Source organism: Gordonia amarae NBRC 15530 (genome assembly GCF_000241345.1).
GTDB classification, from domain to species: Bacteria; Actinomycetota; Actinomycetes; order Mycobacteriales; family Mycobacteriaceae; genus Gordonia; species Gordonia amarae.
Map to the genome: position 1 here is coordinate 1 of NZ_BAED01000064.1, position 19,881 is coordinate 19,881.

Here is a 19,881-nt window from a genome sequence, read left to right on the forward strand (position 1 = left end):
GTCCTTGAACCGCACCGTGTGGCCGTCGGAGCTGTCGATACCCGCGTCGTTGAGGACGACCGCGCCGCTGACGAGGCTGGGGATGAAGGTGACGTTCTTGGAGAAGATGCTGCGCTGGCACCAACTGCCGTCCGGATGCGAACGACGATTCCAGGTGCGGATCATCTCGTAGTTCTCGTCGGTGTGCGGGGTGTCGAGGTCGAGCATCGGTGGATTCGACGGTGCACCAAAGGGATTGGCCTTGGGCTTCGCAAACTCCCGGCCCAGCAGTGCGCGCACGATGCCGGCGACGGTGGTGGCCGCGCCATAGACCACCGAGGCGGCCAGGAACAGGGACTTGGCGACGGCGCTGCGGCCCCAGAAGGATTCGTAGATGAACGGGTATTCGCTTGAACGGCGCAGCATCTCGTGCACATGTGAGCGCACCGTGCCGTTGTCGGTGCTCATCGTGCTGTTGTACACGCGCGGCAGCAGCCAGGTGTAGGAGCGGATCGACAGCGTGCACGAGTCCGCCACCTCACCGACCTCGCGCACCAGGTCGGCACCGGACTCGGCCAGGCCGACGATCAGCACCCGTTTGCCGCGGAACTGCTCGGCGTCGCGGTACTCACCGGAGTGGATGATCTCGCCGGTGAAGTTCTCCAGGCCGGGGATGTCGCGGTTGGGTGTCTGGAACGGGCCGGAGCACAGCGCGATCGCGTCGAAGTCCTCGCTGCTCTCGGCGCCGGCCGTCCGCGCGGTCACGGTCCACCCCGAGTCGGTGCGCTTGAGGTCGGTGACCTCGCTGCTGGGCCTGATGGCTTCGAGGAGGCTGAACTTGCGGGCGTATTCGCGCAGGTACTCCAGATACTGCCGCCGGGTGTAGAAGATCCGCCGGCCCCGATACGGGTGGTCGGAGAAGGCCATCAGCTTCATCGAGATGGTCAGATAGAGACTGTCGTACGCCTTCGTCTCGCCCGCTGTGGACTGTGCCGCGTGGTCACCGGCGTCGCCCGCGTCCTGGTCGACGTCGTCGCGGTACCAGATGCCGCCCGCGCCGGCGTTCTTGTCGAAGCAGACCACCTCGTGGCCCTCGTCGCGCAACTGTTTGATGGTGGTCAGTCCGGACGGCCCAGCCCCGATAACGGCAACTTTCAACGTTCACATCTCCTGACGATCCCGGCAGTCGGCGCGGCTCACGAAGCACGCAATTATGTAGGGAAGCCTAACATTAGTTAGGTGTGACAAGCGCCTGGGCGCCGGCCGAAAGGGCGGATCGCGCGGAATGTCAGGTTTGTCTCTCCTGTCGAGGTTCCGAGGCGGACCTTCTCTTTTGTCGACGGTCCTTCCACGACAAAGCGGCAGGAAGTCACCTGGTCGTTCGGACAGCTTCCCGGCGACTCGTTCACACCGATCCCGCCGGGTGGCATGGTGTCGTCACCATCTCCGCGAAAGGACCCACATCATGACCAGTGCCACCCCGGCCCTCGACGTGGCCTCGTTCCAGTCCGCTGCCGACACCGTCCTGGCCTCGGCGGTCGAGGGCGAGCGCCGCGTGCCCGGCGTCGTCGCGATGGTGACCGATCGCGACGGCAACATATACGAGGGCGCCGCCGGTGTGCGCCGTATGGGCACCGACGACGCGATCACCACCGACGACGTCTTCGCCATCTTCTCCACCACCAAGGCGATCACCGCCACCGCCGCCCTGCAGCTGGTCGAGGCCGGACAGCTCGACCTCGACGCGCCCGCCTCGGACTACGCCCCGCGGATCGGCGAGCTGCAGGTCCTCGAGGGTTTCGACGACGCGGGCAACCCGGTGCAGCGCGCACCGAGGTCGGTGCCCACCACCCGGCAGCTGCTCACGCACACAGGTGGTTTCGGCTACGACTTCTTCGACGTCAACTACTGCCGGCTCGCCGAGGAACACGGCCAGCCCAGCGTCATCACCTCCACCATGGCCGCGCTCACCACACCGCTGCTGTTCGATCCGGGCGAGCGCTGGCAGTACGGCACCAACCTCGACTGGGTCGGCCAGGTCGTCGAGGGCATCACCGGCGCACGCCTCGGCGAGGTGTTCGCGGAGAAGATCTTCGCCCCACTCGGCATCGAGAACGTGAGTTTCGACCTGCGCGACGACTTCCGGCCCCGCCTGGCGCAGATCCACGCCCGCGGTGACGACGGCTCGCTCACCCCGATGGACCTGGAACTGCCGTCGCCGCCCGAGGTGCACATGGGCGGGCACGGGCTGTACGGCACCGTCGGCGACTACATGAAGTTCATCCGCATGTGGCTCAACGACGGTGCCGGCGAACGCGGCCGGGTGCTCAGCGAGGCCACCGTCGAGATGGCGCTGCGCAACCACCTCGGCGACCTGCCGGTGACCGCGCTGCCCGGCGTGATCCCGTCGCTGTCCAACGACGCCGAGTTCTTCCCCGGCCAGTCCAAGTCGTGGTCGCTGCCGTTCATGATCAACAACGAGAAGGCACCCACCGGGCGCCCGGCGGGCGCGCACGGCTGGGCGGGGCTGGCCAACCTGTTCTACTGGATCGACCGTGAGAACGGCTTCGGCGGCTACTGGGCCACCCAGATCCTGCCGTTCGGCGATCCGACCTCCTTCATCAAGTACATGGAGCTGGAGACCGCCTTCTACAACGCCCTCGGCTGACACTCCTTCTCGACCATCGGTGAGGCGTCGGTCGAATGAATGATCCGCTTCACGTGGCTAACGATCCTCGGCGTGACCGCGAACACACTCACAGCGGTCAACACTGTCAGCCAATCTTTTTGGGGGAGACCGCGGCGGACCGCAGTCGTAGGTCTTTCTCGCGACGAGGAAGTATGTCATGTCGAATCGAATCACCCGGCTCAAGCGAGCCGCAGTGCTGGGTACCGCGGGGCTTCTCGCGGCCGGAACAGTCGCGCTCGGCGGCGGGGCCACCGCGCAGGCCTATCCGTACGACGGATTCCCCGGCGGCCGATATTGCGTGAGCCAGAACGTGATCAAGGCCGAGACCAACGCCTCGCAGGTGCTGATCTGCAGGGTGCCCGGCAGCAGTCAGTACGTGTACAAGGGCAAGGGTAAGCGCAACGGGCTGTGGGTCACCATCTGGAACGTCAATCGGTACGGAAATACGTTCTGGGCGTACAACAACGGATACAGCTACCGGATCAGCCCGGCCAACCTGACCATCCGGAATCCGCAGGGAGCGGTCATCTCCCGCGAATACTGGTGGTACTACCGCCAATCCGGTTGGTGATCTGGAGGTTTCGCCGGCCACCCGGCCGTCACCGGCGCCGGGGGCGCACCAGACCGTGATCGAAGGCGTAGACCACCGCGGCCGCCCGATCACGCACGTCGAGTTTGGTGAAGATGTGCCCCACATGGGTTTTCACCGTGCCCTCGCCGAGGAACAGGCGTTCGGCGATCTCCGTGTTGGACAGTCCCGCACCGATCAGCGCCAGCACCTCCTGCTCGCGCGGGGTGAGGCCGGTGGTGTCGGGGGCGGGATCCGGTTCGGGAGCCCCGGTGCGATAGGTGGACAGCACCCGTCCGGTGACGGCCGGATCCAGCCAGCCGTCACCGGTGGCCACCGCCCGTACGGCCCGCTGAAGATCCTCGGCCGGAACACCTTTCAGTAGGAAGCCGGCGGCACCTGCGCGCAGGGCGCCGGCCAGTGCCGCGTCGTCGTCGAAGGTGGTGAGCACCAGCACCGGCGGGGCATCGGGCAGATCGCGGACGGCCGCGGTGGCGGTGATGCCGTCGACGCCGGGCATCCGCACATCCATCACCACCACGTCGGGCCGCTGCCGCCCGATCGCGGCGGCGACCTCGGCTCCGTCGGACAGCTCCCCGACCACCTCGAAACCGAAACGGGCGCGCAGGATTCCGCGCAGACCGGTGCGGATGAGTTCCTGGTCGTCGACGAGCAGCACCCGGATGGGCGGCGTCGGCGGGGGCGTGGTCATCGCGGCAGCACCGCCCGCACGTGCCACCGGCCGCCCGTGGGTCCGGCGGTCAGGGTGCCGCCCACCGACGCCGCGCGGTCGGCCATGCCCCGCAACCCCGAACCCGGTAATCCCGGCCCGGTATCAGTGACGGGGGTTCCGGCACACTCGTTCTCGACGTCGGCGGTGATGTTGTCGGCTCCGGCGTCCACGCGCACCGACACCGGTTGTCCCGCGGTATGCCGGGTGGCGTTGGTGAGTGCCTCCTGCACGATCCGGTACAGCACCAGCCCGTGTGTGCCGCCGACACCGGAAAGATCGCCTGTCACAGCAAGTGACACGTCCACCCCCGCCTTGCGGTAGGAATCGGTGAGGGCGGGCAGGGCGGCGGCGTCGGGCAGTGGCGCGAGCGCGGGATGGCCGTCGGCCCGCATGAGGCCCACGCCGGCGCGGATCTCGTCGAGACCGGCGCGGGCCAGCCGTTCGGCCTCGGCCAGCGCCGCCCCGGCCACCTCGGGGCCCTCGTCGAGGGCCAGCCGGGCCGACGAGATGTGCAGCAGCGTCACCGTCAGCGCATGGCCCACCACGTCGTGGATCTCCGCGGCGATCCGCGCCCGCTCCTCCTCGCGGCTGCGGATCGCCAACTCCTGCTGCGCGTCTCGCAGTTCGGCGAGCGTGACCACCAGTTTACGGGCGAAGACGCAGGTCACCGCCGAGAACAGGGTACCGGTCGACCATGCCGCCCAGCCGGGCTCGGACGGATCGGCGGCGAACTGCACCACGAACACCGACAGCAGCACGGCGGTGGTCGCCACCACCATCCGCGGCGGTGACGAGACCCCCGCCCACACCGCGATCAGGCAGAACCCCATCCAGCCCAGCGTCGAGGACACCCCGGCCGACTGGACCGTCAGTGCCGCGGCGATCAGCAGCAGACCGCCGTGCAACACCACCCCCGACACGCCGGCCAGCAGGAGCGTGGCGGCCACGGCGATCGCCGCCACCGCACCTGCCCAGCCCACCACGGGCCCGTGCGGCGACGCGAGCGCACCCACCACCGCGAACAGCATCACCCCCGCCGCCGCGTACCGCACCACCACCGGCTCGCTGAGTGCGGAGCCGGCGGCAGGCGCGGTGGCGGTCATGGTTCCCATCGTCACAAGGCTGTGCGGCGCGCCGCAAGGGCGGCAGCGGCCACGGCCAGAGCCACCGTGATCAGCAGTGCGCCGGTCGCGGGCCCGATACCGAGCCACGGCTCGCGGACAGCCCTGGTGACGATGCCCAGCGGCATCCACTCGGAGATCGTGCGCAGCACCTCGCCCATCGCGGCGGGCGGCGGTCCGCCCACCCCGAGCAGGAACGACGGGAAGAACAACAGCAGCCCTACCGCCTGGGCGGCGCGGGCCGTCGGGAGGACGGTACCCAGCAGCACGCCGAGCGCGATGAACGCGACCGCACCGCAGACCGCCCCCGCGATCACCCTCGGTACGTCCGCCACCGCGGGTATCCCGTAGACGGGTGCGGCCACCGCCATCAGCAGACCGCCGGCCACCACAACAGCGGTGAGCCCGATGACCAGTTCGGCGGCCACGAACGACCACCGCGGGAACCCGGCGGCGGCGAACCTGCGCAGCACCCCGCGTTCGCGGTAGGTGGCGATGTGCACGGGCAGCATCACCAGCCCGACCGCGCCGATCACGGTGGTGAAGTACGACGCGACGTACCAGTGCGACGGGTTCACCGGGAACACGGCGTCGGCCTCGGTGCCGAACACGCCGCCGATGATCAGCATCGACACGATCGGGAACGCCACCACGAAGGTGAGGGTGATGGGGTCGCGGCCCAGCAGCCGCAGTTCGGCGGCCAGCAGGCGCGCGGTGGGCGACCGGCGCCGCCAGGGGACGGTGACGGGGTTGTCGGTGACAGAATCGGCTGTGGCGGTGGTCATGACCATTCCTTTTGTGGGTGGGCGTGGCCTGGTGTCAGGCGGCGCGCGGGGAGTCGAGGAGGGTAAGCAGGGCGTCTTCCAGGCCCGGCTGGTCGACACGCAGATCGGGCGGGACCGGCTGATCGGAGGCGGCAAGCCAGGCGCCGACATGCGCGATCACCGGCACGTCACCGTCGACGATCACCCGGCCGGCGTTCCGGCGCACGCGGGTGACACCCTCGATCCTGTTGAGCCGGTTCAGGTCCCGGGCGAGGTCGAGGTGATCGCCGGGTGTCCAGGTGAAGGAGACGGTGGCGGCCCCCGCGAAGCGGCGGACCAGCTCGGCGGGGGTGCCCGCGGCCAGGACCTTGCCGTCGCGCATGGCTATCACCCTGTCGCACAGGGCTTCTGCCTCGACCAGTTCGTGGGTGACGAGCAGGACGGTGGTGCCGACGTCCCGGAGCTGGTCGACGGCCGCCCACACATCACGTCGCGCGGTGGGGTCCAGGCCCTGGGTGAGTTCGTCGAGAATGACCAGCCGCGGGGTGTTGAGCAGCGCCAGCACCAGGAACAGCCGCTGGCGTTCGCCGCCGCTCATCGACCCGAACGCGTACCGGCGCCGGTACGCCAGCCCGAATCGTTCCAGGAGCGCATCGCTGTCGGGTGCGGGGGCGCCGGGCCGGGGCTGGGCGAACAGGGCGACGGCCTCACCGACCCGCATCCGGTCGGGCAGGGCCGAACTCTGCAGCTGGCTGCCCAGCAGCGGCCGCAGCCGGGCCGCGTCGCGGTGCGGGTGCAGGCCCAGTACCCGGACGCGCCCGGCGTCGGCATGGCGCAGACCCTGGATGATCTCGACGGTGGTGGTCTTGCCGGCGCCGTTGGCGCCGATCAGGCCCACCACCTCGCCGGGCCGGACGGTCATCGACAGGTCGTCGACCACCACCCGCCCGTCGTAGGACTTGCACAGGCCGTCGATCTCGACGACCGGCGCGCCCGGCTGTGGTGTCGCTGCTTGGGTGGAGGTTCCCGGATGGTTCGGCATGCATCTATTGCAGCCGCCGGGGCACCTCCGGCACATCTGCCGCGGGACAGATTTCCGGCCTCTGCCCCCAGACAGAGATCAGGCGGAGATCAGGACGTCAGACGTACTTCTGCAGGTGCGGCAGCGCGTCCTTGGGGGTCTTGCCCTGGAAGCCGTCGCCGAGTGCGGTGAGCTTCCAGTCGCCGCCCTCACGCTTGATCACCGCCATCGCCACACCCGTGTACGGCATCCCGCCCTGCAGGGTGTATCGGGCGAGCTCGGCGCCGGTGGTCAGGTCGACGAGGCGGCAGTACGCGTTGGCGACCTCCTCGAAGGTCTGCCCACGGTAGGAGGTGACGATGAAGACGAGCGTATCGATGCTGGGGGCCACGTTGTGCAACGCGACGGTGACCATCTCGTCGTCACCGTCGCCCTCACCTGTGAGGTTGTCGCCGGAGTGCTGGATCGAGAGATCCTCGCTCTTGAGATGCCCGAAGTAGACGACATCGGCGCAGCGACCCTGCGAATACATCAGCACCGACGCGTCGAGGTCGATGGAACTGGCGCGGCTGCGCCCGAACATCGACTTGGCCATCGCCGGATCCCAGCCCAGGCCCATCTGCACGCTGGTGAGTTTGACGCCGCCCTCTTTGCGCAGCGTCACCTTCTGGCCCTTGACCAGGCTGACCGGCCGGTCCTTGCTGAGATTGACCTCCGGCGGCGGACCGGCCGGGGCGGGCGGTTCTCCGTACGCGGCGGGGGCCCCCGTGGGCGGCGGGAACGACTGCCGGCCCGGGGGCGGGAACGACTGCGGCTGCCCGGGCGGTGGGAACGACTGCGGCGCCTGATACCCGGGCTGCGGGGCGGGCTGACCGTACGCGGGTGCCGGCGGCTGCTGGTACCCCGGTGCGGGCGCGGGCGGCTGATAGGACGGTGCGGGTGCGGTGGGCGGCTGGTACGACGGTGCCGGTGCGGCGGCCGGAGGTGCGGGAGCATCGTCGACGCTCACCCCGTGGTCGCGGACCAGGTCGGCGAACCCGCCGGCGTAGCCCTGCCCGACGGCGCGCACCTTCCAGTCGGCGTTGCGCCGGTAGACCTCCAGCGCGATCACCACGGACTCCGACGACAGTTCGCCGATCGAGTACGAATACAGCTCGCGGCCGGAGTTGTCCCCGACCCGGGCGACGGGCGGGGTGAACCGGCCGAACGACGATGACGCGTCATCGAGGGTGATCACGGCCCGGATGGCGTCGATCTCGGCGGGGACCTGGCCGGTGCTGATGTGCAGTTGCGCCAGTCCGGCACCCGGAACGAGCCGCACGCCGGGACCGGTGGGCTGGTTGTAGAACACGAAATCATTGTCGGTGCGCACCTTGCCGGTTCCGGTCACCAGCAGCGCGGACACGTCGGCGGCGGCGCCGACCTCGACGGAGACGACGATGTCAGGGGTCGGCAGCTGGGCGTTCTGGCCCTTCGACAATGTGGTCACGGTGGCGGCTCCTGGAGGGTCTGGGGTGTCGCGGACGGTCACGACCCACCCTAGCCACGAATCGGACACACCGGTCAGGCGGCACCGGCGGCCGGCATCGCGGCGTGGAACCAGGCGAGGATCTCCTCGCCGGCCAGCGCGCCGGAGGACTCGGTGACCCGTACGTGCTCGCGTGCGAACCCGAGTTCGTGCAGTTCGCCGTGTGCGGGCCGGATGCCGCGGTCGGCGGCCTCGAGCATGTCGGCGTCGAGCAGTCCGTCGCCGGCGGCCAGCACCGGTGCCCCGGCGGTCAGGGTGCCGTCGTCGATGAGCCTGTTCCGCACCTCGGCCAGGGCGGCGCTCTTGGTGACGGTGGCGGGCTGGGCGTAGATCTTGCGGCCCTGCTGCGACACGGTCCAGCCGCGCGGCGCGCACCAGCCGGTCCAGTCGGCCAGGAACCCGGCGGGCTGCCGTTCGGTGCGCACCACGAGGTAGCAGAACAGGTCGTCGGCGATGCGCAGCTTCTTGACCCACGACTGATCGATCCGCGACCGGAGTTCGGCGACGACCGTGTCGAGATCGGCTCCGGCACCGGACAACTGGGTGTCGATGTGACGGCGCCAGGCCTTGTCATCCGTGCCGTCGGTGATGATCCGGCCGCCGCTGGACACCACCGCGTGCCGGAAGGGGCTGCCGGGCAAAGCGATCCGCTTGTACTGCTTGGGGGTTCGGGTGGTCACCGGCACCACCGGCGCCGACGCGGCGAGGGTGCCGAGCAGGTCGACGGCCTCGGAGGTCATGTACGACAGCGGCGCGTCCTCATGGATCTCGACGCAGCACAGGTCGAGCGCGGCGAACTGCTCGGGGCCCATCGCGGCCTTGGAGAAGATCATCGTGCGGTCCAGATCTGTCGCTATCAGTGGTGTCGATATCGGGGGCACAGGTGCACCGGGGGACAGGGTCATTCGGTGTTCTCCTTGATCAGTCCTACGCACGAGTACGCCAGGCCGTCGACCACTTCGACGGGAACGTCGCGCTGGGCGGCGAGCAGCCGGATGTGGTCGTGTTCGGGGCGGTCCGGTGCGTCGACGAGGATCTTCCACGGCACCCGCCGCAGCAGCACCCGGGTGGTCTCTCCCACACCGGGTTTGACGAAGTTGATGGAACCGAGGCCGTAGTCGTGCTGCACCTGCTCGATGGAGCGCCAGCCCGCCCACGTGGGTTCGCGGTCGGACGCCAGCACCTGCGCGCACTGCCGCGCGGCATCCTCCCGGACGGCGTCAAAACGGTCGGTGACGGTGTCCAGCAACAGGTACGACACATCGAACGGTGCCAGATCGGCGTAGAACTTGGCGCCATGGAACTCGCCCGGCCCGATGTAGTCGCTGTTGAGCACCGTCCGCGACACCAGTCCCGACACGGTCGAGTTGAGGCACGCCGAGGCGATGAGGAAATCGTCGCGGGTGCCGAAGGTGCGCACGCAGTAACCGGGGTCGGCGAGCACCGCGAGATCGTCGGACAGCATCGGACCCCCGGCCGCCGCGTACTCGGCGAGGGCGGCGGACAGTTCGCGGGCAATGGCGCCCTTGCCGGTCCAGCCGTCGACGAACACCACCGACTCCGGCCGATGCCGGGCAGTGATGTAATCCAGTGCCACCGCGTCGATTCCGCGATCGCGGACGATCGAGATCGTGTAGTGCGGCAGGTCGAGCCCGTGGATGAGCTGTGCCCAGCGCCGCATCAGGATGCCGACGGGGGTGCCGGCGCGGGCCAGCGACACCAGGGTCAGCTCGGTGCCCCGGTCGGCGATGAGCAGGTCGGTGACCGCGCCGATGGCGGTGGCGAGCCGGTCCGCGCTCTCGGACAGCGCTGTGCGGAACAGCTTTTGGTACTCCTCGTCGGGCTGGAACTCCACCGGCAGTGACTCGGCGTAGTGCGCCCGCCCCGACTGGATGGCCTTCTCCCGTTCGGCGATTGCGCCTTCGAGTGCCACGTGCGAGAGATCCTTGAGCAGCCAGGTCACCTCGCCCGGCACGTACGAGCCGAAGCCGGGTCCGCTCAGCGGCGGGGTGAGGGGTGTGGTCATCGGGCCTCCCTGGCCGTGCGGAGTGACTGCTGAGACGGTGTATCCACCACGGCCACAACCACATTGTGTCCGGCGCGGGTCAGTACATCGACCAGGCCGCCCGCGCGGTACAGGTCGTCGGTGCCGGCGGGCTCATCGCACACGAACACCACCTGCGAACCGGCCGGATCGGTCGGGTCGAGGACCGCGTTGTACAGGTACCGTTTGGCGGTGGTATCGCCCTCGGGTGCCGGGAACTCGAAACCGCGGCGCAGCGGGTACCCGGGCTCGTCGAGAACGAAGGCCGGTGAGCGCGTCGACGTCTGGTAGCGCACCGTGAAACCGTCCTGTGCGAGGTGCTCGGCGACGCACAGCGGCTGATACATGAACTCCTCATGCCCGACCACCACCACGGCGACCGCGGGATCGAGCCGCTCGCGGACGGCCGCGGTCACCGCGGCGGTCGCCTCCTCGAACGACGCGGTGTCGGCGCGCAGAAAACCGTGCCGGCCGCCATCGGGAACGCCGGTGGGCCACGGCGCGCGGACAATGGTCACCGAACCCGGAACCGGACCCACCGGATTGAGTTCGGGCGCGGCCAGCGCGCACACCTGTTCGGTGAATCCCGAAGGCAGGCCGATGCTTCCGTGTGCCAGGGCGACGAAGGTGACGCTCAGGCCCAGCCGGTCCGCCTCCGCCTCGCACTGCTGCTGCTGCGCCGCATCGCGCATGTCCACCAGCGCGGCCGCCACATACGAGCGCCGCGGATACTGCGCGTGCAGCGCCGCGATGGCTTCCAAAGCGGTGGCACCGGTGGAGATCTCGTCGTCCACCAGGACGAGCGGAACGTCGGTGTCCGGACTGTCGGGGGCGAACAGCGCGTCGTCGGTGGGTTCGATGAGGTGGGTGGTGGCGTGCGAATGCCCCTCCTCGAACGTCGCGGTGACGCTCACGCCGTCGGCGCGGCGCCGCGTCGAATGCAGGTAACACGCCGCACCCATCCGGTCGGCCACGCAATGCCCCAGCCCGGTGGCGGTCTCGGCGAAACCCAGAACCGTTGCCGCGGCCGACTTCTCCGCACCGATCAGCTCGACGACCAGGTCGGCCAGCCGGTCCGCGGCACCCCGCACCCGCACCGGGTCGGTGGGGATGTGTTTGCCCAGCACCGTCGACACCAGCAGATGCGCGCGTTTGGGGTTGCGGCGCAGGCCGAGTCGCACCAGCTCGGTCACCCCGTCGCCGTCGAGGCGGACACCGAACCGCTCGCTCACCCAGCCGGTGCCGGTGCCTGTCGGTGCGCTCACGCGGGGACCAGCGCCGTCAGCAGATCGACGAACGTGACGTTGGGGTTGGTGACCCCGAACACGTGCGCCCGGTCGAGCACGCCCCGCGCCCAATGGCGGTGTGGTTTCAGCTCATTCATCTTGTTGCGGTACGTCGACGGCCGCACCCCGCCGGCGTTGCCGCCCGCGATGTCGACCGCGTCGTGATACTCCTCGTGGGTGACCGCCGACAGCGCGTGCACGGCTGCGACGTGGGTGGGATGGATGACGGTCTTGCCGTGCATGCCGTTCGCCCGGTCGAGCGCGATCTCGCGCAGCAGTCCGTCGATGTCGCGGCTGACGAGTTGCTGGCGGAACAGCACCGCGTCGTGTTCGGCGAACGGTGTCTGCCGCAGCGTGGGCCGGAACAGGCGTTCGTGGTCGGCGAAGTACTCCCACACCGGCCCGGTGACGATGTGGCCGGTGCCGTCGCCGCGGGCGAGATAGTTGATGATGCTGGCGATGGCGTCGGCCGCCACCCGCACGTCGTAGATCGTCAGGTCACGGTCGCGGCGGATGCCGAACATCCCGCACATGTCGGTGGCGCCGATCCGTGCGGCCAGGACATGATCGCGATACTCGTTGAGGTGCTGTGCGATCCGGGAGAGCTCGGCATCGCGGGTCTCCCGGTACACGATCTCCGGCGATTCGAGCACCGGCATCGCGTACAGGTGGGTGCCGAGCACCTCCGAGGCCCGCACCACCGCGTCGAGACCCTCGCGGGCGATGGACGCGGTGAACTTGGGCAGCACGAAACCCGACAGGGCGGCGCGCCCGGCCCCCAGCTCAGCGGCGATCTTCGGGATCCGCTCCGGGGTGCGGGTGCGCACGAACAGCAGCATTCCGGCGGTGGGTCCGTCGGCCAGTTCGTCGAGCGCGGCCACGGCGCACGCGGCGGCATGGTCCTCCTGGTCGTCGGCGACGGCGTCCTCGAGGTCGATGACCATCGAGGTGACCCCGTCGGCGAACCGGCGGCGGATCGTGCCCGCCAGGTCGTCCCGGTTGCCGGGCACGTACAGTGTTGCGCCCAGCGCCAGGGCCAGGACGCGGGTCGGGTCGCCGTGCGTGATCGGCTGGGGCCGATGGAGGAACAGGCGCTCGACGACGGCGTCGTCGAGGTGGTGGAAATGCCGGAGCGTGGGCGTGCTCATTTCGCGGCGAGTTGTCCTCTCATGCGGTCGATGATTTCGGTGATCTTGCCGTCGACCGCGCGTAATTCCGTCCAGTACGCCCAGTAGTCGGGGTGGATACGGGTCAGTGTCGCCTTGGCCCGGTCGATGCGGTCGCTTTGAGCGTCGAGCACCGAACCCCAATCGTCAACCAAGGAGTTATTTACGGCAAATTGTTGCGCATCCCGTAATCGGAACCTCACTTTGCGTTCATGCCCGGCCGGATCGGCACGCACATCGCGCAACGTCCGCAGCCGGTCGAGGACCGCGTCGACCTCCCGCTCGGCCTCGTCGAGGTGATCGCGGGCCCGCGCCGCGTCGCCGATCGCCACGTCAGGATCGGTGCGCTGGTGCCGGCGGGCCTGCTCGATGTCGGCTCGCGCGTCGGCGAGGTGACTGTCGACCCGGCGCTGATTGTCGCGCAGGTCCTTCGAGCAGTCGCTGCTGAATTCGCGCAGCAACTCCGACAGCGCCTCGGGGACTCGGGTGGCGCGGTGACCGATCGCCGACAGCCGGGTTTCGACCGATCGAATGACCCGGTCGGACTGCTCGGGGAGCGTCGCCGCGTCGGCGAGCACCTCACGCAGCCGCTGCGCCGCCGCCAGCACCGCCGCGGCCTCCCGCCGGCGTTCGGGGATCCCGCCCGCCGCCTCGAGCCGGACCATTCCGTCGCGGACCGCGCGCGCTGCCTGGTCGACGGTGCGGAGCCTGCTGATCCCGCCCGGCGCATGTTCGAGTTGTGACAGGGACTCGTGCGCGGCGACTTTCGCCTGATGGGTCTCGGAGACCGCGAGGCTGCCCGCACCCGAGGCGGAGGTCAGCTCGCCCTGATGGACCTGACTGAACCGGTTCATGTCGTGGGACAGCGCGCCGATGGCGTCGATGCAGGCGGTGATCTCCACCGGGGCCGGCGGCCGGGGCCGGTCGCGGGCGTCGGGGTCGGGGGTGGCGGTCAGCCGCAGGTACTCGCCGACGATCTGCAACTGCCGGTCGCGCAGCGGCTGCCAGTCGTGCGCTGTCCGCGTGTTCGGGTTGATCTCGCGGGCCAGCGACACGGCGAGGTCGAGCTGTGACAACTGGCGTTCGGAGTCCAGAAAAGCAGTGGTCAGGGCATCGAGCTGGTGCTGGAGGTGCGCGTCCCGCTCACGCGAGCGCCCCCCGAACATGCGTCTGACGAAGTTCCCGGCCACGGCACCGATGCTAGACGGTGGCCCCCGGCCGGCCGGGGCGGCGAAACCCTGTCGGTCGTACGGGGGACACCACCGGTCGAACGTCCTGCGGGCACTGCCGCGGCGCCCGCAGGTGTGCCACTATCTGAACCGTGCAATTGGTACAACGATCCAAGCGGGTACTCGAAGCGCATCTCTCGGGCACCTCAGTGCGTGCGCTGAGCGGTTCGATGGTGGCCTATGAAGGCCAGGTCACGTTCAAATCGGCGGGATTCGGCGGCGGTGCCGGCGTGGTGGCCGGCCTCAAACAGAAGGCCACCGGCGAATCCCTGTCGCTGATGGAGTGCACCGGGCACGGCGTCGTGTACTTCGCGCACGACGCCGCCGAGGTCACCATCCTCGACCTGGGCGGTGAGACCCTGCAGGTGGAGTCCGAGCAGCTGATGCTGCTGGCCGGCAACCTGAACACCAACGTCACCTTCGCCGGTGTGCGTGGGGTGAGCAGCGGCCAGGGCCTGTTCACCACCACCGTCACCGGGCACGGGCAGGTGGCGCTGCTTTCGCGTGGCGGGCCGCTGATCCACCTCGAGGTCAGCCCCCAGTACCCGCTGGTCGTCGACCCCGACGCGTTCGTCTGCGCCCGCGGCCAGCTCACGCAGTCCTTCGACATGGACGTGTCGTGGCGCTCGGCGATCGGGCAGGGCAGCGGCGAGGCGTTCTCGCTGCGCTGGGCCGGCAACGGCGTCGTCTCCATCCAGCCGGCCGAACGATAGGAGGGCGAGCGGTGTTCACAGCGGTCAACAGCAAGGTCGTCTCGATCAACCTCGCCCAGTCCGGGCCGGTGGTCGCCCGGCGTGGCGCGATGCTCTTCTACACCGGCCAGGTGTACTTCGAACCCCACCAGGTGCCCGGTATGGGCGGTGGCGGCATGCCCGGTATGGGCGGCGGCGTCGGCGCGATGGCCGGGCGCATGCTGTCCGGCGAACACGAGGCCACGATGATCGCGCAGGGCAACGGCGTGGTGCACTACGGATTCCGCGGCATCGAGGCGACGATCGTCGACCTCGGCTCGGTGGGCGGGCAGATGCGCGTCGAGGCCTCCCGGCTGCTCGCCTACACCTCGGGCATCCAGGCGTCGGTGGTGTCCGTGGCCTCCTCGGGCGGCCAGGGCGGCGGCGGAGGCGGTGGTGGCCTGTTCGGCGCGCTGCGCAACGCCGCGGCGGGCGCGATGACCGGCCAGGGCATGTTCACCACCCAGCTCATGGGTGCGGGCAGCGTCGTCATCCTCGGTCACGGCGGCATCTTCCAGCTGCCGGTGAACCCGAACCAGCCGGTGTTCGTCGATCCGCAGGCATTCGTCGCCTCGGCGGGGCAGGTCGGCACGACGCTCAAGTCGGCGATGAGCTGGCGCAACGTCGGACGCGGCGGCGGCGAGTCCATGCAGCTCGAATGCACCGGTCAGGGCGCGGTGTATGTGCAGGCATCCGAACAGAAGATGTGAGTGGGAGAACAACTGTGAGCGTGTACAACACGGTGTGGAATCCGCACACCCTGCCCAGCGACGACAACATCGAGGGCAACCAGTACGCCTTCTCCATCGACCTGAACCAGCCGTGGTTCATGTCCAAGGGCGCGATGATCGCCTACTACGGGCAGATGCGGTTCACCGCACTCACCCACGGCCTGCAGGGCAGCCTGCTGCAGATGGTGGCGCAACAGTTCTCCGCCCCGTTGTACATGGGTGATTTCGTGGTGGCCGAGGGGCAGGGCAAACTCGTCATCGGCGACCGTGGCTACGACATCAACGCCTACGACCTCGACGACGGCAACCTCACCATTCGCGCGGCCAATCTTCTTGCGTTCCAGCCGAATCTGTCGATGAACCAGTCGATCGTTCCGGGTTTTGTCACGCTGATCGGCACCGGTAAGTTCCTCGCCTCCTCCAACGGGCCGGTCCTGTTCGTCGAACCGCCGGTCCGGGTGGACCCGGAAGCCCTTGTGGGATGGTCGGATTGCCCGTCGCCGAGCCATCACTACGACGAGGCGTGGGTGAACGGTTTCATCGCCGCCGCCGGGCGGCGTCTGGGCGTCAATTCCGGTGAGGAACGGCAGTTCGACTTCACCGGCGCCGGAACGGTGCTGGTGCAGTCGAGCGAGAAGGTCCTCAACGACTCGTCGATTGTCCGATCGATCCAGGGCCAGCTCCCGGGTCTGTCGCTCCCGGGTCTACAGCAGATCAACCAGCAGATCTCCCAGCAACTCGGTCAGCATCAGTAGCACCGGCGCGATCGTCGGGCGAAGGGCGGACATCCGGTGTCGGCAGCCGCCAACTGTCGGTGCGATATGGAACGATGCGAGAGTGTCTTCCGGTAACCCCTTTGGGCCTGGCCCCGCGAACAGCGGCGGTCCCGCGAACAACGGCGGTCCCGCGAACAACTCGGGCCCGGGCCGCTCGCCGTTCGGACCGCCCGCGGGTGGTCCGCCATCGGGTGGTCCTTTCGGGCCCGGACCGTTCGCACCCGCGCAGGGCCGGCCGGCCGGTGGGCAGTCACCATTCGGGCCGGGCGCACCGGGTCCCCGGCGTCCCGACAACCCGGCCCCGTTCAACCCGGCACCGGGTCCGGTCGCACCACCAACCGACCTGACCCCGATCGGGCCGCCCACGGGCCTGCTGGTGGTGGCCGGGGTGCTCGCCGCCGCGGGTATCGCAATCGGCGCGCTGTTCTGGGGCCACTGGCAGGCCCTGATCGGCTGGTTGCTGGCCGGCCCGATCGCGATCGGCGTCGCGGCGCTGTTCTCCTCCCGCGACACCCTGCGCCGCACGTCGGCGGTGTACCTGCGGCCGGGCTGGATCATGGCCGCCTACGCGGCGGTGATGCTGCTGGTGACGGCCGGTGTGATCGTCGGCGCCTGCGGTTTCGCGATCTGGGTGGGACGCCGGTGAGCCCGCGCACGAGGTTCGGGGCAGGGGTCGCGGCGATCGTCGTCGCCTTCCTCACCACCCTCACCGGGGTGCCCTTGGCGCATGCGGCACCCGAGCAGACCGGAGTCGACAGGTTCGGCTCCTGCATGGCGGGGGCCAAGACAGGTCGCGTGCTGCTGCTGGTCGACGAATCGCGCAGCCTGACGGGCACCGACCCCGACGCCGCCCGCGTCACCGCGGCCAAGTTCCTCACCGAACAGCTCAGCACCTACGCCGCCGACACCGGCGCGAAGCTCGACGTGGCGATCGCCGGATTCTCCGACACCTACAGCGAACGCAAGGGCTGGACGCGGCTGTCGAAGGATTCGCTCGGCTCGCTCACCTCCACCCTCGACGGATTCGCGGACCGCGCGGGCGGCACCGACACCGACTACTGGCTCGCCCTCGACGGCGCCCGCAAGACGATGCGCTCGGGCGACGCGCCGTCGTGCCGGATGATCGCCTGGTTCACCGACGGCGAGCTGGACTTCACCATCCGGTCGAACGCCGACAAGCCGTACGCGCCGGGCGTCCCCCTCGACTCCGAGCAGAACCGCAAGAAGATGGTGGAGGCCGCCAAGACCAGCCTGTGCCGTCCCGGCGGCCTCGTCGACCAGGTGCGCTCGTCCGACATCATCACCGTCGCGATCGGCCTGGCCGGCAAGGATGTCAAGGCGGCCGACTTCGACCTGCTCAAGTCCATCGCCACCGGCGAGCAGACCTCCACCGGACCCTGCGGCGACGTGAGGAGCCCAGTGCCCGGCGACTTCTACCTCGCCGACGACATCGACGACCTGCTGTTCGAGTTCGACAAACTCAGCACCCCCGGTCAGCCGCCGCTGACCAGCGAGACCGGGGCGTGCGCGGTCAAGGTGTGCGACGAGGGCAAGCACCGTTTCGTGCTCGACTCGTCGGTGGGCAGCGTCAACATCCTGGCCAGCGCCGACCGCGCCGGCCTGACCCCGGTGCTGGTGTCCCCGGACGGTACCGAGACCCGCATGGCCGGTGACAAGGCCGGCACCGCCGAGGTCGGCGGTGTGCGGATCGGCTACAGCTTCCCCAGCGGCAAGGCCGTCTCGATCCGCATGACCAACCCGCAGGCCGGCCAGTGGCGTGGCGCGTGGGCACTGGTGTTCCTCGCCCCGGACAGCGAGGCCGCGGCGAAGACCAGGTCGCAGATCCACATTCGCGGTGATCTGTCCGCCACCTGGCTGGGTGAGAAGAACACCGCCCTGCACTCCGGCGACACTGTCGACATGAAGTTCGGTCTGCGCAACGGCGCCGGCAAGCAGATCGACCCCACCGACATTCCCGGAACCGCGTCCCTGACCACCGAACTCGTTCCCGCCTCGGGCCGGGCGATCACCATCGGGCGGGACATCCCCAAGGCCCGCATCGCCAGGTCCAGGCCGCTGGACCTGGGTTCGGTGGCCCCCGGGCGGGCCACGCTGCGGATGACGCTGTCGGTGACCACCGCCTCGGCCCGCGACCACGAGGGTGTTCTCGTACAGGGCACCGCGTTGTCGCCGTCGACGGTGGAACTGCCGGTCACCGTCGATCCGCCGGTCGGCTACCCCAAGGTCGACGGCAAGCTCGACTTCGGCACGTTCGAGGGGGAGGGCACCGCGACGGCCACTCTGAAGGTGACCGGCCCCGGCTGCGTGTGGCTCGACAAGTCCACCATCGTCGCCGCCCCCGACGGCGCGGACGGTCTCGCGATCAGCTCCGACGCCTCGGCCAAGGAGAAGTGCGTCAAGGTCGCCGAGGGCGCCGAGCGCGAGCTCACGGTGCGCCTGGCCGTGCCCACCGCGGTCAACGGGGACGTCAACGGCACCCTGCGGGTGCTGCTCGGACCCGACCAGGCCGGCGAGCAGCCGATCGCCACCGAGGTCCCGTTCACCGCGGCGCTGCAGAAACCGCTCAACACCACGAGCTTCGCGATCGCGCTGATCGTCGCGCTGATCCTCGGCCCGCTCATCCCGCTGCTGGTGCTGTACCTGGCCAAATGGCTGACCTCCCGGATCCCCGGTCGGGCGCTGCGCGCCGAACAGATCCAGGTCCGCGTCGACGGCTCCACCGTCACCCGTGGCGGTGCCCCGCTCGCGGTGCGCGACGACGAGTTCGTCCGGCTCGTGCCGGGCCTCGCGTCGTCGACCCGCAAGCTCGACCTCGGCGGCATCGCGCTGCACACCCGCATCGGACGCTCGCCGTTCGGGACCGGGTATGTGGTGGCCACCGCGCCGGGGATGGCAGGTGCGGCGGGCCGCTCCGGCGACCGGGTCGGCGCCACCCCCGACGCCCGGCTGCCGCTGGCCGTGCACAACAGCTGGTTCGTGCTGCACGATCCGCGGGGCCCCGAGAACGCGGCCACCGTGGTCCTGCTCGTCGGCGGCGACGCCGGGCGGTCCGTGATCGACCGGCTCGTCACCGAGGTCGGCGAGCACCTGCCGCGAGTGCTGCCCGGGCTGCGGGCCGACGCCCTGCGCAACATCCCCGAGAACGAGCGGCCGGTCACGCAGCCGGGCCCGGGCAATCCCTTCGGGGGCGGCGGCACGGGCGGCGGTGCTCCGGCCAACCCGTTCGGGCCGCCACCGTCCGGCGGCGCGGGCGGTTTCGGGCCGCCCCCGCAACAGGGGCCGGCACAGCAGGGGCCACCACAGGGGCCACCGCAACAGGGGCCACCTGCTGGGGGAAATCCCTTCGGGGGCAACCCCTACGGACCCCCGGCCGGGCCCCCATCCGGCGGTCCCGGATATCAGGGAGGACCCGGACAACAGGGCGGACCGGGAACCCCCGGCAGACAGAATCCGTTCGGATGATGAATCTTTCACGCACGCATGAACACCCGGCC

The 19,881-nt window shown here is 69.7% G+C and carries 18 protein-coding genes; 7 read left to right on the forward strand and 11 right to left on the reverse strand.

Features of this window, described 5'->3' with window-relative positions; translation table 11 throughout:
* On the reverse strand, window positions 1-1,137 hold a 1,137-nt coding region (locus tag GOAMR_RS19330; RefSeq protein ID WP_005191863.1), incomplete at its 3' end, for a flavin-containing monooxygenase.
* A gap of 307 nt (window positions 1,138-1,444) precedes the next feature.
* On the opposite strand from GOAMR_RS19330, the gene acmB reads away from it, so the two are divergent.
* Both acmB and GOAMR_RS19340 read left to right on the forward strand, forming a co-directional pair.
* Complete coding sequence (gene acmB, locus GOAMR_RS19335; RefSeq protein ID WP_005191866.1) at window positions 1,445-2,647, forward strand: methyl acetate hydrolase AcmB; 1,203 nt, start codon at window positions 1,445-1,447, stop codon at window positions 2,645-2,647.
* A 178-nt stretch (window positions 2,648-2,825) separates the two neighbouring features.
* The gene (locus tag GOAMR_RS19340) at window positions 2,826-3,239 is read left to right on the forward strand and encodes a hypothetical protein (RefSeq protein ID WP_005191868.1); all 414 of its coding nucleotides are present in this window, start codon (window positions 2,826-2,828) and stop codon (window positions 3,237-3,239) included.
* A gap of 28 nt (window positions 3,240-3,267) precedes the next feature.
* On the opposite strand, the gene GOAMR_RS19345 is transcribed toward GOAMR_RS19340, so the two are convergent.
* The 10 genes from GOAMR_RS19345 to GOAMR_RS19390 form a co-directional block, all read right to left on the reverse strand.
* Window positions 3,268-3,948 carry a response regulator transcription factor gene (locus tag GOAMR_RS19345; protein ID WP_005191870.1) on the reverse strand — a complete coding sequence of 227 codons (681 nt, stop codon included), beginning with the start codon at window positions 3,946-3,948 and terminating at the stop codon, window positions 3,268-3,270.
* Window positions 3,945-5,081, reverse strand: a complete 1,137-nt coding sequence (locus GOAMR_RS23810; RefSeq protein ID WP_050942813.1) for a sensor histidine kinase — start codon at window positions 5,079-5,081, stop codon at window positions 3,945-3,947. The genes GOAMR_RS19345 and GOAMR_RS23810 overlap by 4 nt, the downstream gene beginning before the upstream one ends.
* Before the next feature lie 2 nt (window positions 5,082-5,083).
* A complete protein-coding gene (locus tag GOAMR_RS19355; RefSeq protein WP_005191873.1) occupies window positions 5,084-5,875 on the reverse strand; it encodes an ABC transporter permease in 792 nt (263 codons plus the stop codon).
* A 34-nt stretch (window positions 5,876-5,909) separates the two neighbouring features.
* A complete protein-coding gene (locus GOAMR_RS19360; protein WP_005191878.1) occupies window positions 5,910-6,896 on the reverse strand; it encodes an ABC transporter ATP-binding protein in 987 nt (328 codons plus the stop codon).
* Window positions 6,897-6,993: 97 nt separating this feature from the next.
* Window positions 6,994-8,364, reverse strand: coding sequence for a TerD family protein (locus tag GOAMR_RS19365; RefSeq protein ID WP_005191881.1), 1,371 nt, complete (start codon window positions 8,362-8,364; stop codon window positions 6,994-6,996).
* A 74-nt stretch (window positions 8,365-8,438) separates the two neighbouring features.
* A complete protein-coding gene (locus GOAMR_RS19370; RefSeq protein ID WP_005191885.1) occupies window positions 8,439-9,308 on the reverse strand; it encodes a hypothetical protein in 870 nt (289 codons plus the stop codon).
* A complete protein-coding gene (locus tag GOAMR_RS19375) occupies window positions 9,305-10,429 on the reverse strand; it encodes a cysteine protease StiP family protein (protein WP_005191888.1) in 1,125 nt (374 codons plus the stop codon). Before GOAMR_RS19375 ends, GOAMR_RS19370 begins: the two co-directional genes overlap by 4 nt.
* A complete protein-coding gene (locus GOAMR_RS19380; RefSeq protein ID WP_005191905.1) occupies window positions 10,426-11,712 on the reverse strand; it encodes a phosphoribosyltransferase family protein in 1,287 nt (428 codons plus the stop codon). The genes GOAMR_RS19375 and GOAMR_RS19380 overlap by 4 nt, the downstream gene beginning before the upstream one ends.
* Window positions 11,709-12,881, reverse strand: a complete 1,173-nt coding sequence (locus GOAMR_RS19385; RefSeq protein ID WP_005191909.1) for an HpcH/HpaI aldolase/citrate lyase family protein — start codon at window positions 12,879-12,881, stop codon at window positions 11,709-11,711. The genes GOAMR_RS19380 and GOAMR_RS19385 overlap by 4 nt, the downstream gene beginning before the upstream one ends.
* Window positions 12,878-14,089 (reverse strand): hypothetical protein, encoded by a 1,212-nt coding sequence (locus GOAMR_RS19390; RefSeq protein ID WP_005191912.1) that lies wholly within the window; start codon window positions 14,087-14,089, stop codon window positions 12,878-12,880. The genes GOAMR_RS19385 and GOAMR_RS19390 overlap by 4 nt, the downstream gene beginning before the upstream one ends.
* Before the next feature lie 131 nt (window positions 14,090-14,220).
* On the opposite strand from GOAMR_RS19390, the gene GOAMR_RS19395 reads away from it, so the two are divergent.
* The 5 genes from GOAMR_RS19395 to GOAMR_RS19420 all read left to right on the forward strand — a co-directional run bounded on the left by GOAMR_RS19395 (window position 14,221) and on the right by GOAMR_RS19420 (window position 19,849).
* A complete protein-coding gene (locus tag GOAMR_RS19395) occupies window positions 14,221-14,841 on the forward strand; it encodes an AIM24 family protein (RefSeq protein ID WP_005191915.1) in 621 nt (206 codons plus the stop codon).
* An 11-nt stretch (window positions 14,842-14,852) separates the two neighbouring features.
* Window positions 14,853-15,569 (forward strand): AIM24 family protein, encoded by a 717-nt coding sequence (locus GOAMR_RS19400; protein WP_005191918.1) that lies wholly within the window; start codon window positions 14,853-14,855, stop codon window positions 15,567-15,569.
* 14 nt (window positions 15,570-15,583) lie between these two features.
* On the forward strand, window positions 15,584-16,345 hold the full coding sequence (locus tag GOAMR_RS19405) for an AIM24 family protein (protein ID WP_005191922.1): 762 nt from the start codon (window positions 15,584-15,586) through the stop codon (window positions 16,343-16,345).
* Window positions 16,346-16,427: 82 nt separating this feature from the next.
* Window positions 16,428-17,012, forward strand: coding sequence for a hypothetical protein (locus GOAMR_RS23815; RefSeq protein ID WP_005191924.1), 585 nt, complete (start codon window positions 16,428-16,430; stop codon window positions 17,010-17,012).
* Window positions 17,009-19,849, forward strand: a complete 2,841-nt coding sequence (locus GOAMR_RS19420) for a vWA domain-containing protein (RefSeq protein WP_005191928.1) — start codon at window positions 17,009-17,011, stop codon at window positions 19,847-19,849. Before GOAMR_RS23815 ends, GOAMR_RS19420 begins: the two co-directional genes overlap by 4 nt.
* Window positions 19,850-19,881: the final 32 nt, after the last annotated feature.

Coding starts and splice junctions, on each gene's coding strand:
- acmB (WP_005191866.1), top strand. CDS start 1,445: ATGACCAGTGCCACCCCGGCCCTCGACGTGGCCTCGTTCCAGTCCGCT.
- GOAMR_RS19340 (WP_005191868.1), top strand. CDS start 2,826: ATGTCGAATCGAATCACCCGGCTCAAGCGAGCCGCAGTGCTGGGTACC.
- GOAMR_RS19345 (WP_005191870.1), bottom strand. CDS start 3,948: ATGACCACGCCCCCGCCGACGCCGCCCATCCGGGTGCTGCTCGTCGAC.
- GOAMR_RS23810 (WP_050942813.1), bottom strand. CDS start 5,081: ATGGGAACCATGACCGCCACCGCGCCTGCCGCCGGCTCCGCACTCAGC.
- GOAMR_RS19355 (WP_005191873.1), bottom strand. CDS start 5,875: ATGACCACCGCCACAGCCGATTCTGTCACCGACAACCCCGTCACCGTC.
- GOAMR_RS19360 (WP_005191878.1), bottom strand. CDS start 6,896: ATGCCGAACCATCCGGGAACCTCCACCCAAGCAGCGACACCACAGCCG.
- GOAMR_RS19370 (WP_005191885.1), bottom strand. CDS start 9,308: ATGACCCTGTCCCCCGGTGCACCTGTGCCCCCGATATCGACACCACTG.
- GOAMR_RS19375 (WP_005191888.1), bottom strand. CDS start 10,429: ATGACCACACCCCTCACCCCGCCGCTGAGCGGACCCGGCTTCGGCTCG.
- GOAMR_RS19385 (WP_005191909.1), bottom strand. CDS start 12,881: ATGAGCACGCCCACGCTCCGGCATTTCCACCACCTCGACGACGCCGTC.